The 16,782-nt window shown below is 34.4% G+C and carries 10 protein-coding genes; 8 read left to right on the top strand and 2 right to left on the bottom strand.

Features of this window, described 5'->3' with window-relative positions; translation table 11 throughout:
• Window positions 1-12: 12 nt before the first annotated feature.
• Genes malQ through CJF42_RS12555 form a run of 6 tightly spaced genes read left to right on the top strand, consistent with a single transcriptional unit; the run spans window position 13 to window position 11,791 of the window.
• The gene (gene malQ / locus CJF42_RS12580) at window positions 13-2,082 is read left to right on the top strand and encodes a 4-alpha-glucanotransferase (RefSeq protein WP_095367021.1); all 2,070 of its coding nucleotides are present in this window, start codon (window positions 13-15) and stop codon (window positions 2,080-2,082) included.
• Complete coding sequence (glgB, locus tag CJF42_RS12575) at window positions 2,075-4,324, top strand: 1,4-alpha-glucan branching protein GlgB (protein ID WP_095367020.1); 2,250 nt, start codon at window positions 2,075-2,077, stop codon at window positions 4,322-4,324. The genes malQ and glgB overlap by 8 nt, the downstream gene beginning before the upstream one ends.
• Window positions 4,324-6,426, top strand: a complete 2,103-nt coding sequence (gene glgX / locus CJF42_RS12570; RefSeq protein ID WP_095367019.1) for a glycogen debranching protein GlgX — start codon at window positions 4,324-4,326, stop codon at window positions 6,424-6,426. The genes glgB and glgX overlap by 1 nt, the downstream gene beginning before the upstream one ends.
• Window positions 6,419-8,893 (top strand): glycogen/starch/alpha-glucan phosphorylase, encoded by a 2,475-nt coding sequence (locus CJF42_RS12565; RefSeq protein ID WP_095367018.1) that lies wholly within the window; start codon window positions 6,419-6,421, stop codon window positions 8,891-8,893. The genes glgX and CJF42_RS12565 overlap by 8 nt, the downstream gene beginning before the upstream one ends.
• A 20-nt stretch (window positions 8,894-8,913) precedes the next feature.
• A complete protein-coding gene (gene glgC, locus CJF42_RS12560) occupies window positions 8,914-10,221 on the top strand; it encodes a glucose-1-phosphate adenylyltransferase (RefSeq protein ID WP_095367017.1) in 1,308 nt (435 codons plus the stop codon).
• Between the two features lie 13 nt (window positions 10,222-10,234).
• Entirely contained in the window at window positions 10,235-11,791 is a 1,557-nt protein-coding gene (locus tag CJF42_RS12555) for a glycogen synthase (protein WP_095367016.1), read from the top strand.
• 209 nt (window positions 11,792-12,000) lie between these two features.
• On the opposite strand, the gene megL is transcribed toward CJF42_RS12555, so the two are convergent.
• Window positions 12,001-13,221: a methionine gamma-lyase gene (megL, locus tag CJF42_RS12550; RefSeq protein ID WP_095367015.1), complete on the bottom strand. Its 1,221-nt coding sequence runs from the start codon at window positions 13,219-13,221 to the stop codon at window positions 12,001-12,003.
• Window positions 13,222-13,301: 80 nt separating this feature from the next.
• Window positions 13,302-13,517: a hypothetical protein gene (locus CJF42_RS12545; protein WP_095367014.1), complete on the bottom strand. Its 216-nt coding sequence runs from the start codon at window positions 13,515-13,517 to the stop codon at window positions 13,302-13,304.
• Between the two features lie 279 nt (window positions 13,518-13,796).
• Between CJF42_RS12545 and CJF42_RS12540 the strand changes: the two genes are divergently transcribed.
• Both CJF42_RS12540 and CJF42_RS12530 read left to right on the top strand, forming a co-directional pair.
• Window positions 13,797-15,314: a sigma 54-interacting transcriptional regulator gene (locus CJF42_RS12540; RefSeq protein ID WP_095367013.1), complete on the top strand. Its 1,518-nt coding sequence runs from the start codon at window positions 13,797-13,799 to the stop codon at window positions 15,312-15,314.
• Between the two features lie 882 nt (window positions 15,315-16,196).
• Entirely contained in the window at window positions 16,197-16,778 is a 582-nt protein-coding gene (locus CJF42_RS12530) for an NAD(P)H-dependent oxidoreductase (RefSeq protein ID WP_095367012.1), read from the top strand.
• Window positions 16,779-16,782 lie beyond the last annotated feature (4 nt).

Here is a 16,782-nt window from a genome sequence, read left to right as displayed (position 1 = left end):
GTATAACACCTTATGCAATCGGTAGAACAACTCTTATATTTACAAGGTATTGGACAACAATATACGGGATACAACACAGAAAAAATCATTATAAGTAATGATGTAAGGCGGTGTTTTTTAACTGCATGTGGATATAACTTAGATGATAGCGCTTCAATAAATGAAGCTAATTTTCAATTAGATGTGGCACCTTGGTTTAAAATTATTAATCCAACCAGTTTTATAAGTAGTTGCGATTTTTTATTAAAGTTAAGGGTAAATGAATCACAGCTGAATTCAAGAATAACCTGCCAGATCTATCAAAATACTCAGCATGTGATAGAGCATATTGCAGATATATCGACTCTAAAAGAAATTGGTAACTATCATTACAACAATGAGTGTTTTCGAGAGATAGTATTAAAAATAACAAGTTTAGAAATTGGGTATTATCAAATTAACGTTGCTATTGATGATATTCATCAATCTGGTGACTTGATTGTATATCCTGAAAAAGCCTATCAAAGCATTGACAATAAAGTTTGGGGAGTGTCATTACAATTATATAGTCTCAGAGGTGATGATAATTATGGAATAGGTGATTTCAATGACTTAAGACAAACTATCATGTATTCATCAAAGCGCGGCGCCGATTTTATACTTATTAATCCATTACATGCCCTTTTTGATGATGACCCAGAAAGGGCAAGCCCTTATAGTCCAAGTGATCGTTTATTCCTCAATCCTTTATATATACACATACAAGATATACCAGATTTTGAACATTGCGCTGACGCACAAACTTTACTTAAGTCACATTTATTATCAAGCGATTTAAAAAAACATAAAAATGATGTTTATATTAATTATCAATTGATCACAACTTATAAGTATCACGTTTTCTACTTATTGTTTAACCATTTTATTAAACAACATTGTGCAGCTAAAACAGCGTATTTTAAATTATTTACAGATTTCAAAACTGATCATGGCGTTAGTATCAAGCAATACTGTGAGTGGGTATGTGCTTTAGATAACATAGATAGTAATTATAAAGATCCTGATTTTATTGCTTATTTACAATGGCAAACGCAGCTACAGTTTGAGCAATGTCAGCAATATTCAAAGCAGTGCAATATGACAATAGGCTTGATCAGAGACTTAGCTGTAGGTTGTGCACAAGATGGTAATGAATTTCTACAAAATGAATGTCTATTCATTAAGAATGTTAGCATAGGTGCCCCCCCTGATCCTTGGGCATCAGAGGGACAAAATTGGGGACTGCCTCCGATGGAACCTGTCACATTAAAAAATACAGGATTTAAGCATTATATTGATTTATTACAATCAAATATGAAGCACTGTGGTGCGCTTCGCATTGATCATGTAATGGCGTTATTACGATTATGGTGGTGCACCTTAGATACTAATGATTTAAATAAAGGCTGTTATGTTTATTATCCATTTAATGAAATGTTAGCTTTGCTTAAATTAGAGTCACATTTAAATAAATGTGTCATTTTTGGTGAAGACTTAGGCGTTGTACCAGCTGAAATAAAATCTGCATTGGATGAATCTGACATCTATTCAAATTTATTATTTTATTTTGAGAAAAATCATGTTGATGAGTTTATCTCTCCTTGTGAATTTAAAACACATGCCATGTTGATGATAGCAAATCATGATGTACCGACCTTTATGGCTTGGTGGCATCAAAGTGATATCACTTTGCGTAATAATTTAAAATTATTTGAAACCCAAGATGAATGTTGTGAGGCTATTTCACAGCGTAATTCAGATAAATTAAAGTTGATTAGCTGGCTAAATCAATATATTTCTCAAACAGATATTGCAGAGTTTACCTTAGATTCATCACATAGAGAGATTTATCAAAACTTATTAACTATTTTAGCCCAATCAAAAGTGAAAGTCGTCACGATTCAGTTAGACGATCTTGATGATAATGAATTACCTATAAATATCCCTGGAACAGATAAAGCTTACCCAAATTGGCGAAGACGGTTATCACATAAGCCAAGTGAATTATTTTCAGACAATTCTTTTTTTAATCACCTAAATCAGGCAAGGAAGCATAATGAGTGAAGCAATCTTAATGAAATCTAATATTTACAACCCTGATTATGACGTACAGGTGAATGCATTGAATAATGGTGTTTTTGCGGACCCGTTTGCATTTTTAGGCGTACATTCTTTTGATGACAAACAGCTTGAGTTAAGGGCATATATACCCGGAGTAAAAGGGGTGTGTTATGAAAGCACAAAACACAGGTTTCCTTATCAGCGTTATCAAAATAGTGATTTATTTACTTTACTATTAAATAAAAAATATTTTGATGAAAACTATCAATTAAATATTAGCTATCCATTGTCAACTGAAAAACAAAGTGATGTATATTCATTTGACTCAAGCCTAGATCTAAACGCTATGTACCTATTTAGTGAGGGAACTCTAGAACAAGCATATAAGCATTTAGGAGCACATTGGCAAACTCAAAAAAACCAAACGGGTGTACGATTCACGCTATGGGCTCCAAACGCACAAAGTGTCAGTATTATTGGAGATTTTAATCATTGGAATGATAAACGGCATATATTACGAAAACACCCAGCGTGTGGTGTGTGGGAAATATTCATACCTCAAGTGAACGCAGGGCAAAGTTATAAATTTAATATTGTTAGCCAAGAGGGAGAAAAGTTAGAAAAAGCAGATCCTTTTTCGTTTTCAATGCAACAGCCTTCAGATACAGCCTCAATAATACCTCAAAAAGAAGTATTATCTGGTTGTCATAAGAATAAAAAACAACAAATAAAACTGCAACGTGATCGTCAATTACGTAATGCCATTGATAAACCGATTAGTATTTATGAAGTTCATGCTGGTTCATGGAAACATGATAGTGAAAAGTTATCTCAAGGGTTAAAAGGTTATCTTAGCTATCAGCAATTAGCGCAACAATTAGTTCCTTATGTTAAGGACCTTGGTTTCACACATATTCAATTAATGCCCATTTGTGAATTTCCATTTGATGGTTCTTGGGGTTACCAGCCAGTAGGTATGTATGCTCCTACAAGTCGTTTCGGTAGTCTTGCTGATTTTCAATATTTGATCGATGCTTGTCATGAAAACAATCTTGGCTTATTAATTGACTGGGTCCCAGGCCACTTTCCATCTGATCCACATGGTCTTGCTAAATTTGATGGTTCTCATCTTTATGAACATGCCGATAAACGTCAAGGTTTTCATCCTGATTGGAATACGCATATTTATAATTATGGTCGTGCAGAAATACAAAGCTTTTTAATTTCAAATGCCATGTATTGGTTTGATAATTTTGCAATTGATGGATTAAGAGTTGATGCCGTAGCTTCAATGCTTTATTTAGATTATAGCAGGGAAGCAGGCGAGTGGATCCCTAATATTCATGGTGGTCGAGAAAACCTTGAGGCGATTGAGTTATTAAAACAAGTAAATCAAAGGTGTTATGGCAATCATCCCGGTATCATGATGGCAGCAGAAGAGTCTACGGCTTGGCCTGGGGTGACACAATTTGTTGAACATGGAGGTTTAGGTTTTGGTTATAAATGGAATATGGGGTGGATGAATGACAGCTTAAGTTACATGTCAAAAGATCCTATCCATAGAGCACATCATCATAATGAAATGACATTTTCTCTTGTATATGCTTTTAGTGAGAATTATATTTTACCCCTGTCTCATGATGAAGTTGTTCATGGTAAAAGGTCATTAATTAATAAAATGCCAGGAGATGATTGGCAAAAGTTTGCAAACCTGCGTGCTTATTATGCATTTATGTGGGCACATCCAGGTAAAAAATTATTATTTATGGGTGGTGAATTTGCACAATACAATGAATGGGATCACGATAATTCGTTAGATTGGCACCTACTAGAATACGCACCACATCAAGGCATGCATCATTTAATAAAACAGCTCAATAAACTATATTGTGCAAACCCCGCTTTACATCAATTAGATAATAAGCAAGAAGGGTTTAAATGGATAGATGGTGGGAATGCATGTCAAAGTATTTTCAGTTTTATTCGTTTTGCAAAAAACGCGGACGACCATATCGTTATTATCAGTAATATGACGCCTAACACCTATAATAACTTCAGGGTAGGGGTGCCAAGTCAAACCAGTTATGAGCTTTTAATAAATACGGACAATATCTTATTTTCAGGCTCGGATTTTTCGCATCTAACACAATTTGAAACGCAACAAATACCCTGGCAAGGTTATGATAATAGTATTTATTTAGATATACCGCCTTTAGCCACTTTGTATTTAAAAAGAGCCAATTAATGCAAATGGCCTACGCGTTAATACCTGGAGAAATTTATCCTTTAGGTGCCACTGTCGTTTCATCAAATAACAGCGTCAATTTTGCTGTATTTTCAAGCTCAGCAAAAGCAGTGCGCTTATGTTTATTTGATGAAGATGGGATTAGCGAAATTGCTCAATTCGAACTTTTTAAAGGCGAAGGGCATATTTGGCATGGTCAAATAGTTGGCTTACCACAAGCACAATTATATGGCTATCGTGTATTTGGGGATTTTACTCCTGAGTTAGGGTTAAGGTTTAATCCTAATAATTTACTGATAGATCCATATGCCAAAGAATTATTTGGCGAATTTAACCCGTCACCTGCGTTTGATTTTATTTTAAGTTCAAATGAAAACACTGTAACTGAAAAAATAAACAATTTAGACACAGCAGCCTACATACCTAAGTCTAGAGTTGCCAATTTACAGGCATATAAAGGTAAAAAACCAAATACTCCTTGGCATGAAACGGTTATTTATGAATGTCATGTAAAAGGTGCAACTATAAATAATACCTTAATAAGTGAAGCGCATCGCGGAAAGTTCTTAGGCCTAGCAGAGCCTGCGTTTATCGCCCATTTAAAGAACCTTGGTATAACAACTATAGAGCTTCTACCTGTCCATCAATTTATAAGTGAGTGTTTTTTACATGGTAAAAACCTTACAAACTACTGGGGTTATAATAGTTTAAATTTCTTCACTCCACATAATGCTTATTTGAGTCATGGCCAAATCATAGAATTTCAAACAATGGTTACTAAGCTGCATAAATCCAATATTGAAGTGATATTGGATGTGGTATTCAATCACACTGCTGAAGGTAATAATCAAGGTCCAACTTTATGTTTTAAAGGGTTTGATAATGAAAGTTATTATCGACTTGACCCAATAAATTTAAGTACTTATATCAATGATACAGGATGCGGGAATACATTAAATATTAGTCACCCTAGAACATTGCAACTAGTGATGGATAGTCTTAGATATTGGGTTGAAGTGATGGGTGTTGATGGTTTTAGGTTTGACTTAGCTCCCATATTAGGGAGAAACCATTCAGGATTTAAAACGCATCACACATTTTTTCAATCAATTAATCAAGATCCCATTTTAAATCGGGTTAAATTAATTGCAGAACCTTGGGATATTGGACCTGGTGGTTATCAATTAGGTCATTTTCCGCCAAATTGGCGTGAATGGAATGATAAATATAGAGATGTTGTTCGTAAATTTTGGCGAGCAGATCTCGGTCTATTACCTGAATTTGCATTACGTTTTCATGGTTCAAATGATTTGTTTGAACACAGTGGACGTGATTGCAGTGCCAGTATCAATTTCGTTAGTGCGCATGATGGTTTTACTCTGTTAGATCTGGTGAGTTTTAATAATAAAAACAATCTTGATAATGGTGAAGGCAATAGAGATGGTCACACTGATAATTATTCACATAACTATGGTGTTGAAGGTGAAACAGATGATGCACAGATACTAGAATTAAGATTAAAGCAACAAAAAAATATTTTACTTACTTTAATATTTTCACAGGGTGTACCCATGATTTGTTCTGGTACCGAAAGTGAGCACTCTCAAAATGGAAATAATAACGCATATTGCCAAGATAATAATATTAACTGGTTAGCTGATCAGAATATATTTCATAAATCAGTTTTATATCGTTTTATTAGCCAAGCTTTGTCTTTGAGAAAACAATTTAAAGTCTTTAAACAATCTCGCTTTATCCACCAAGATGATGCGCTTTTTGACTTGTTGTGGTTTAACAAAAATAGTGAGCTGATGTCAGAAATAGACTGGAAACAAGATGATAATCATATTTTAGGGTATATGCTATCTAGTAAATCACCACAAAATAACAATGATGTATTACTCATCATTTTTAATGCATCACCAGAGGATTTTACATTTGAACTACCACAAATTCACACCGTAAAGCATTGGCAAATGCGTTTAAATACTTTGCCTTCACCTGATTTTAATAAAACTTATAAAGCACAACAGAGTATTCATATTAACTCTCAAACTGCTTGGGTATTGTCTGCAGATAAAGAAGGAATATTAAGTGAGTAGTGAAAACATTTCTAGTTTGTGTGATTTTCAAGACGGACCTGTCATAGATGAAAGTACACTACATGACGATTTAACAAGGCATTTTTATTATACCTTAGGGCGCGATCGCGTAGGAAAGTCGCATTTATATTTATATAACGCACTGGCATTAACTATTCGTGACAGACTTATCGCGCGATGTCGTCAAACAAGACAAGATTTACTTAAAAAACCGACAAAACAAGTCGCATATTTGTCATTAGAGTTTTTAATGGGTAGAGCACTTGGTAATGCGATTTTAAATTTAGATTTAGATGAAAGTGTAAAAAAAGCGTTAGAGCAATACTCAAGTACTTTAGAAGAGGTATCAGCTGCTGAACATGACGCTGGGCTTGGTAATGGCGGCTTAGGCCGATTAGCTGCATGCTTTTTGGATAGTTGTGCAAGTTTAGCATTACCTGTTACAGGATATGGGATCAGGTATGAATATGGCATGTTTAATCAGAGTATTGAAAAAGGTCATCAAGTTGAACATCCAGATAACTGGTTAAGAGAAGGGCATCCATGGGAAATATCGGCACCGGAACATACTCGACGTATAAAATTTTTTGGCACTGTAGAAGTCTATCAAGATAAACAAGGAAGAAAACATCATCAATGGCTGGGAACGCAAGATGTACTAGCCGTTCCCTACGATGTACCTATTCCAGGGTATAAAAATAATGTTGTCAATACATTAAGATTATGGAAAGCAGAAGCTACTGATGAATTTGATTTAAATGAATTTAATGCAGGAAGCTATACAGAAGCCGTAGCGCATAAAAATTTAGCTGAACAAATTACCATGGTTTTATACCCCAATGATGCTAGTGAAAATGGTAAAGAACTGAGATTACGTCAACAATATTTTTTAACTTCAGCCAGTTTACAAGATATTTTAGCCGACTGGGTTAGCCGTTATGGAGAAAATTTTAGAGATTTTTCAAGCTACAATGTATTTCAATTAAATGATACTCATCCAAGTATTGCAGTTGCTGAGTTAATGCGATTATTAATAGATGATTATGAGCTTAATTGGGAGCAATCTTGGTCAATTACAACAAAAACGATGGCTTATACAAATCATACTTTACTTCCTGAGGCATTAGAAAAGTGGTCAGTTCCTTTATTTAAAAACTTGCTACCAAGATTACTCGAGATTATTTTTGAGATTAACGCTCGATTTTTAGTCGAAGTTGCTTGTAAATGGCCTGGCGATACCCAAAAACAAAGCGCTATGTCGTTAATTGAGGAAGGAGATGTACCTCAAGTAAGAATGGCATATCTTGCTATTGTAGGGAGCTTTTCGGTTAATGGCGTAGCTGCTTTACATACACAATTACTCACAAAAGGGTTATTTAACGACTTTTATCTACTTTGGCCTACTAAATTTAACAATAAGACCAATGGTGTCACACCTAGGCGTTGGCTTTCTCATTGTAATGAAAATTTAGCAAAGTTAATCTCGGACAATATTGGTAACGATTGGATAAATGACTTTTCAAAGGTAAAGCAAATACGCAGACTTTATGATAATAAAGCATTTCAACTAAAATGGCAGCAAGTTAAGTTTAAAAATAAACAAAAGCTAATTGCTTTAGTAAAAAGAGATTGTAACGTAGAGTTTGATCCGAATATGATGTTTGATGTACAAGTAAAACGTATACATGAATATAAACGTCAGCTTTTAAATGTATTACATGTTATTCATTTATATGAGCGAATTCGTAAAGGCGATACTGAAACTTTAACACCGCGTTGTGTTTTATTTGGTGGTAAAGCCGCACCGGGTTATTTTATTGCAAAACTCATTATTAAATTAATAAATAATGTCGCACAGACAATCAATTCAGATCCCCTTGCTAAATCTTATTTACGAGTTGCATTTTTACCAAATTATAATGTGACTGCAATGGAAACCATATGTCCTGCTACAGATCTATCAGAGCAAATTTCAACCACAGGTAAAGAAGCATCAGGTACTGGTAACATGAAGTTTATGATGAATGGTGCCATAACAATTGGCACTTTAGATGGTGCCAATATAGAAATCAAAGATGCGGTAGGTGATGAGAATTTCTTTTTATTTGGAGCCAAATCAGAGCAATTAGCCAATATAAGAAAAGCATATGATCCAATTAATATCATCGAAAACTCACAAGATTTAAAAGAAGTTATATCACTCATTGACTCTGGTCATTTCAATTTGTTTGAACCAGGTTTATTTAACCCTCTACTAGATTCAATTAAAAGCCCAACCGATGAATGGCTAGTCGCTTATGATTTTGAAAGTTATGTCAAAGCACAGCATATGGCAGAAATTGCGTACCAAGATAAAACCCATTGGACTCGGTTAAGTATTTTGAACACCGCGGCCAGTGGTTCATTTTCAAGTGATCGCACTATTAACGAATATAGCCAGGAGATCTGGCAATTGAAAAACATTTAAATACTTACGGAGAAGTAAAAATGCCAAATTATGAAAATCGTTATATTAGTAATTTAACAAGAGAAACTTATGCACTCATTTTAGCGGGTGGCAGAGGGTCTCGTTTACATGAACTCACTGATTGGCGTGCCAAACCTGCTGTATATTTTGGAGGAAAATTTAGGATCATTGACTTTCCATTATCTAATTGTATCAATTCTGGGATCAGAAGAGTCGGTATTGCAACACAATATAAATCCCATTCTTTAATACGCCATGTAAATCGTGCTTGGGGTCACTTTAAAAAAGAGCTTGGTGAATCTGTTGAAATTCTTCCTGCATCGCAAAGATATGGAGATGACTGGTATTGTGGAACCGCCGATGCTGTTTTTCAAAATATGGATATTATTCGTCATGAATTACCTAAATACGTAATGATTTTATCGGGTGATCATGTCTATAGAATGGATTATGGTGCTCTAATTGCGAAGCACGTAGAAACAAATGCAGATATGACAGTATGTTGTATTGAAACCGATGTAGCTGAGGCCGCAGATACATTTGGTGTAATGACAGTGGATAATCAAAATCGCGTTAAAAGATTTGATGAAAAGCCGGAAAGTCCTACTTCAATTCCAGGAAAATCAGGCACGTGTTTAGCTTCCATGGGTAATTATGTTTTTAATACTGAGTTTCTATTTGAGCAACTTAAGAAAGATGCACAAAGAGCAGGATCAGGTCGTGATTTTGGACATGATATCATTCCTGCAATAATTGAAGAACATAATGTATTTGCTTTTCCATTTAGTGATCCTGGGCATAAAGGTCAACCTTATTGGCGAGATGTAGGTACTTTAGATTCATTTTGGGAAGCGAATATGGAACTGGCTTCGCCTGAGCCACAACTTGATCTTTATGATGCTAATTGGCCAATTTGGACATACCAAGAACAATTAGCACCTGCCAAATTTGTATTTGATAATGATGAGCGACGTGGTATGGCGGTTGATTCTACTGTTTCTGGAGGTTGTATTATTTCTGGCGCAACAGTTAGAAAGTCATTATTGTTCTCAAACGTTCATGTTCATTCATTTTGTGAAATCAATGAAAGTGTGATTTTGCCTGCAGCTGTAATAGGTCGAAATTGTAGAATAAAGCGTGCGATCATAGATCGTAGCTGTGTTATTCCTGATGACTTAGAGATAGGGTATGACAAGGAACAAGACATCAAAAATGGTTTTCGGGTATCTAAAAAAGGTATCGTTTTAGTGACAAGAGATATGTTAACCGCTTTAGCAGAAAAACAGCAAGTAACAGATAACACAAAAGAAGTGGCTGAATTGGCTTAAGGTTAAAATAGATATGAAAATTTTAATGGTCGCAGCGGAAAATGATGCGATTAAAGGCGCTAAAGTAGGTGGTGTTGCAGATGTAGTTAGAGATATACCTGTAGCACTTTCTCATCTTGATCATAATGTTAACGTGATTATTCCTGATTATGGGAATTATACAAAAGTCTATGAATTTAGAACCATTGCATCTTTTTATGTACCATTTAGTGGTCATCATGAAGAAGTTAAATTACATGAAATATTTACAGATAAAAATGAAGTAAAGGTAAGGCAGTATATTTTAAGTCATCCTTTATTTAGCTCTGGGGGAATTGGGCGCGTTTATTTGGATGACCCCAATGATCGTCCATTCTCTTCAGATGCCACTAAATACGCTTTATTTTGTGCTGCAGTTGTACAAGCACTTTATGAGCAACATTTACCAAAACCAGATGTATTACATTTACATGACTGGCATAGCGCACTTATTGCTGTGCTATGTGAATATGGAGCACGGTATAAATCTCTAAAAGAAATTCATATGGTATATACAGTTCATAATCTTGCTTTACAAGGGATACGTCCGTTTTCACATGATGAATCAAGCTTGGAGCATTGGTTCGGTTCATTATCTTATGATGGACAAATAATATGTGATCCTAGATATCCTCATTGCTTTAATCCTATGCGCGCAGCGATTAACTTAGTTGATAAAGTTCATTTAGTATCACCAACCTATGCATTAGAGGTAATAGAAAAAAGTAATTATGATAAAGGTTTTTTTGGGGGAGAGGGATTAGAAGCAGATTTAACTAAAGCATCTGAAGAAGGCAAAGTCTGCGGAATTTTAAATGGTTGCGATTACCAACAAGTGCCAAAAAATGCAACGACACATGAGATGTTACTAAAAAAAGCGAAACGATCTATTACAAATTGGATGTCAGCAACCGCTCAGTTAAAAACGGTTCATTATTTAGCAAGTGAACGGATAAATGAATGGCTTATAAAAGATGATTTTAATGGTCCTTTAATAACAAGTATTGGACGCCTTACAGATCAAAAAGTATTACTGTTAAGACAAAATATAGGTCATGAAGATACTCTCTCTAAAATCTTAAACTTTTTAGAAACTAGAGATGGCAGAATGATTATCTTAGGTTCTGGTGATAGTCTGATAGAAATTGAGCTTATGCAGTTAATGGTTAAACATGATAACTTTTTATTTCTAAATGGATATGGTCATGAACTTAGCGATGACTTGTATCAAATGGGAAATTTGTTTTTAATGCCAAGCTCATTTGAACCATGTGGTATTAGTCAGATGCTAGCTTTAAGAGCAGGTCAACCTTGTTTAGTACATTCTGTTGGTGGACTGAAAGATACAATAAAACATTTAGAAAATGGTTTTTGTTTCGATGGAAACTCTATAAAGCAGCAACAAGAAAATTTAATATCAGTATTTAAACTATCTTTAGATATATATTGCTCAAAACAAAAAAGATGGATAAATATAGTAAACAACGCAAAAGAAGCTAGGTTTAATTGGCATGATAGTGCAAATGCTTATGTAAAATATTTATATCAATAATCACAAAGGTATATTTTGAAATATTGAGGGTGTTCATAATTCTGTGTCAGCGTATAAATTCTAAATATCGAGTACACTGTCTAAGCGCCCTTCAAAATCAAATGTATTGGTCATGTGTCATTCCTTTTTAACTATTATACTGAAATGACACAGATTTATGAACACTACCTGGGTAGGAGGAGCGGTCTCATTTTAATTGTGTTAATTTTTTATTCCAGAATAAGATCTTTATCAGATGAAGCTGATTTATGGCTCATAGCTTGAAGTAAAGCTATATTTAAATCTTCAATTAAATCATCTGCATTTTCTAAACCTACAGAAATACGGATCAAACCATCGCTGATCCCAGCTTCTGCACGTTCTTCTGGTGTATATGGGCTATGCGTCATTGATGCCGGATGTTGAATCAACGATTCTGCATCACCTAAGCTTACTGCAATACTGAATAAGTGAGTTGAATCAATAAATCTTTGCCCGTCTTCAATGTTACCTTTAATTTCAAAAGCAATAACACCACCCGCAGCTTTCATTTGTTTGCCTATATATTTGTTACCTTGATGATTTTTAAGACCAGGATAATAAACATTGCTTATCATTTGATGTTGATCTAAAAATTCGGCTACTTTTTGCGCATTTTCACAGTGTGCTTTCATTCTGATATGTAATGTTTTTAAACCGCGCAAAATTAACCAAGCATCGTGCGGACTTATTGTACCGCCAATATCTTTTAATGCCGTTAATTTAATGTGTTCAATCATCTCGTTAGAGCCACAGATAATACCTGCAACAACATCACCATGACCATTTAAATACTTAGTTGCGCTGTGGATTACGATATCAAAACCAAACTCAAAAGGACGCTGTAAAATTGGCGTTAAAAAAGTATTATCACAGATGGAGATTAAATTATGCTTTTTAGCAAAGTCGCCTACCATTTTTAAATCAATTACAACTAAATTTGGATTGATTGGCGTTTCGATAAATACAATTTTAGTATTTTCTTGTAATGCAGCTTCTAACTCTTCAGGTTGTGTCATATCCACAAAAGTCACTTCAACAGCAAACTTAGTTAACATGTGGCTAAATAAAGCAAAACTACAGCCATATAGTGCTTTTGAGGCAATGATGTGATCGCCTGCTTGAATATTTGCCATCACTGATGCTGAAACCGCAGCCATGCCAGTAGCAGTTGCTGCAGCATCTTCCATGCCTTCAAGAGCAGCTAATTTTTGCTCAAATTGGCGAGTAGTAGGGTTTCCTAATCGAGTATAGATATAACCTTCTTCCTCACCTGCAAAACGGGCTCTTCCTTGCTCTGCATTTTTAAAAACAAAAGTAGATGTTTGATAAAGTGGCGTTGCAAGAGAGCCAAATTGCTCATCATTAATTCTACCTGCGTGTACCGCTTTAGTTTCTATTTTGTAAGTCATTTTGTTGTCCTCAAATAGTCTTTTTTAATTTCAGACTAATAATTAGTATAATTTTTTGAATAAAATATTTGATACTTTTGCTATTTTTCATCTACAGCATCTCCTAAAATAGAGATCATTCGACCTGTTTTTTCAGCGGTGAAATTGTGGTCCATGACATAATCTTGAGTGACAGTTGAGATAGAGGCACATGATGCTTGGTGCCCACCTACCTTATTTTCTATTTCAACTAACATGTTGATCTCATTTTGATCAGGCATATTAGATCGTTTTTTTACAGGTCTATTAATAGTCATGTGCACTCGATTTGGAGAAACAAATTTAGCGTTCAGCTAAAATTTATATTATTAACTTTTCATGTTAATAAGTAATAAGGCATTAAACGAGCCAACAATAAATACCCTTAATTATCAAGCTATTAGGTTTCTCGGGGCGGTATTTTAATGAATGGTTGTTACAAGTATGTAACGGTGACAGGTTTGTTCATTTGTGTTTTTATTGAAATCCTGAGTTTTCAGAAAGTTAATGGTGTGTTACCTTTATGAAACGTGTTACATATTTGAAATTTCAATTAAATGAAGCTAAATATTTTATGTGAAGACCGTTTAGGCATGACCCAAGAAATTCTCAATACAATTGTTCAAAAAGGTTGGAACTTGACTGCTATGGAAATGGTAAGTCAAAAAATATTTGTTCATTTTGAAGAGCGTGGCGGCAACTTTGAAACAATCAGTTCCTCCTTCAAGTCTATTCGTGGTGTGACAGATGTAGTTGAAGTTGATTTGTTACCCAGCGAATTGAAACGAAAACACTTAGATGCTTTGCTATCAAAGTTACCCGATCCCCTTGTAGATATTGATTTTAAGGGGGAGATATTAGTTGCTAATACTGCCGCTGAAATTGCATTTGGTATCGAGAGAAAAAAACTAATCGGCAGTAGGATCAACGAGTTAATAGGGATTTCAACTAAAAGGATGCTGCCTAATGATGAAACATCTTTTGAAGTTTCTTGTGCTAATAAACAATATTTAATGGATATCACGCCTGTTTATACGCAAAATAAAACAACTGGCGCTGTTATTGTATTACGCAGCCCACAAAGATTAGGTCAACAAATATCTGCAATATCACCAAACAAAGGAGAAAATATTGAATCTATGGTGGGTCAATGCCATCAAATGAAATTGATTCAGCAACAAACTATACGCTTTGCTAAATTGGATTTACCAGTTTTAATTATCGGTGAAACAGGTACCGGCAAAGAGTTATTAGCAAGAGCATTACATGAATCAGGACCACGGGCTAAAGCACCATTTTTAGCAATAAACTGTGCAACTCTGGCTGAGAATTTATTAGAAAGTGAGTTATTTGGCTATGCACCTGGCGCCTTTACAGGATCAAAACAAGGAGGTAAACCTGGTTTATTTGAATTAGCAGAAAATGGTACTGTATTTTTAGATGAAATTGCAGAGTTGTCTATCTATTTACAAGCTAAGTTATTACGATTTTTACAAGAGTTTACTTTCAGAAGAATAGGCGGAACACAAGAGATCAAGGTGAATATACGCATCGTTTGTGCAACACATAAAGATTTAGATGAAATGATAGCAACAGGGGAGTTTAGGGATGATTTGTTCTATCGTTTGAATGTATTAAACTTAAATTTACCTCCTTTAAAAGAACGATTAGAAGATATTCCCGCTTTAACGCAACGTTTTGCAATAAATGCCGCTGAACAAGTTAATATTGCATGTCCACAATTCACACACAGTGCGATAACACGACTGCAGAATGCGCCTTGGCCGGGTAATATCCGAGAATTACAAAATGTTATTTTTAGAACTTTAGCTATGGTTGATAAAAATCTGATTGATCATGATGATATTTGCTTTACATCATCAACGACAGAACAAGTTAAAATTAAAGCGAACTCTCATGAAGTAAAATCTTTAGGCTCGGCAATAGAGAGTTATGAAAAATCACTTTTACAAGAGCTTTATTTAATTCACTCATCAACGCGAAAATTAGCACAGCGCTTAAATGTATCAAATGCCACTATTTCAAGAAAATTAAATAAATATGGCATCAAGTAATGACCTCTCAAGTAGTTCGCAATTCAGTTTGCTAAACAACGTGGTGCCGATGTTTTTACAACTGCATCAAAAAGAACCATAAGCTTGTTAAATACTTAGGTGCTGATTTGCATTTGATTACAATAATATGCATCAAACCCAAAATAAAAAGGGAGCTAGGCGCAACGGGTTTTGATGCTGTGATTGATTCAATAGGAGGCGAAACTACCATGAGAAATATATAATCAATGCGTTTTTGTCGTTCGATCGCTTGTTTAAAGCCGTTACCTGTTTTTGATTAACAACAAATGTTCAGAAAAGCCCCTAATATAAGTGTCGTTTCACTTGCTGGTGCTTGGCTTTAAAAAAGCTTATGTGCACAGCAATATATGAACTTTATGAGTAAATTACTGCTTAAAAGTATCGAAAATAATACATTAAAACTACCTGAAATTAATTTCTTTTAATGAAACTGATATTTGTCAAGCATTAATAGACAAATTAAATAACAGTTTTAAAGGAAAATAAATCGTTAAAATCTCATTTTAAATGAAAGCACAATATCATATTCATTTAACAAAGCTCAAAAATTATAAAGCTAAATTCATACCAATATAAACAGTAAATCATCTAAGCATATTTTGTTTTTTTAATTATTCGACAGGATTAAAATAAAGACAATCACGTTAAAAATTTCAATCAATATAATAAAAACATAAAAATTAATAATTTAAATTGTTGTTTTTAAGATGAATTTCATCGCTTTCACTTAAAAAACACCTAGGTTACCAAAACTATACTAATTGCGATATAAATCTAGGTAACTAAAATAAACCTCAGTCAATGAAAACAAATACTGTTTTTTAGTTTAAGACAAATATAAATGATTTAACGGAGTTTATTATGAGCAACATTCTAATTATTAATGCGCATCAGTACTACCCATTTTCAGAAGGTAAATTAAATGCCGCTTTAGTTGATAAAGCAGCAACTATGCTTAGTGGTAATGGACATAAAGTAAGAGTACTAACAATGCAAGATTCAATTGATGTTGAAAAAGAGCTAGCTCACCATCAATGGGCAGATACGATTATTTTGCAATCACCAAGTAATTGGATGGGGGTGCCTTGGTCATTTAAAAAATATATGGATGAGGTTTATACCGCAGGCATGGGTGGTGCATTGTGTATTGGTGATGGCAGAAATGAAGATGCACCTAAAAAGAACTATGGTACAGGCGGTACTTTAAAAGGTAAAAAATACATGATGTCACTTACTTTTAATGCACCTGAAGAATCATTTAATGATACACATGAATTTTTTGAAGGGAAAAGTGTAGATGACTTGATGTTTCCTATGCATATGAACTTTAAGTTCTTTGGATTAGAGCCAATGGAAACATTTGCTTGTTTTGATGTTATGAAAAACGCTGATGTAGAAAACGACTTCAAACGCTTTGAAGCACATATTAACGCAAATTTTTAAGGAT

The organism is Pseudoalteromonas sp. NBT06-2 (genome assembly GCF_002276045.1).
Classification (GTDB): domain Bacteria; phylum Pseudomonadota; class Gammaproteobacteria; order Enterobacterales; family Alteromonadaceae; genus Pseudoalteromonas.
This window is presented reverse-complemented; position numbering and strand designations above follow the sequence as displayed.

Bases quoted from the DNA above. Each gene is read 5' to 3' on its own strand.
- malQ (WP_095367021.1), top strand. From the start codon at position 13: ATGCAATCGGTAGAACAACTCTTATATTTACAAGGTATTGGACAACAA.
- glgB (WP_095367020.1), top strand. From the start codon at position 2,075: ATGAGTGAAGCAATCTTAATGAAATCTAATATTTACAACCCTGATTAT.
- glgX (WP_095367019.1), top strand. From the start codon at position 4,324: ATGCAAATGGCCTACGCGTTAATACCTGGAGAAATTTATCCTTTAGGT.
- glgC (WP_095367017.1), top strand. From the start codon at position 8,914: ATGCCAAATTATGAAAATCGTTATATTAGTAATTTAACAAGAGAAACT.
- CJF42_RS12555 (WP_095367016.1), top strand. From the start codon at position 10,235: ATGAAAATTTTAATGGTCGCAGCGGAAAATGATGCGATTAAAGGCGCT.
- megL (WP_095367015.1), bottom strand. From the start codon at position 13,221: ATGACTTACAAAATAGAAACTAAAGCGGTACACGCAGGTAGAATTAAT.
- CJF42_RS12545 (WP_095367014.1), bottom strand. From the start codon at position 13,517: ATGACTATTAATAGACCTGTAAAAAAACGATCTAATATGCCTGATCAA.
- CJF42_RS12540 (WP_095367013.1), top strand. From the start codon at position 13,797: ATGAAGCTAAATATTTTATGTGAAGACCGTTTAGGCATGACCCAAGAA.
- CJF42_RS12530 (WP_095367012.1), top strand. From the start codon at position 16,197: ATGAGCAACATTCTAATTATTAATGCGCATCAGTACTACCCATTTTCA.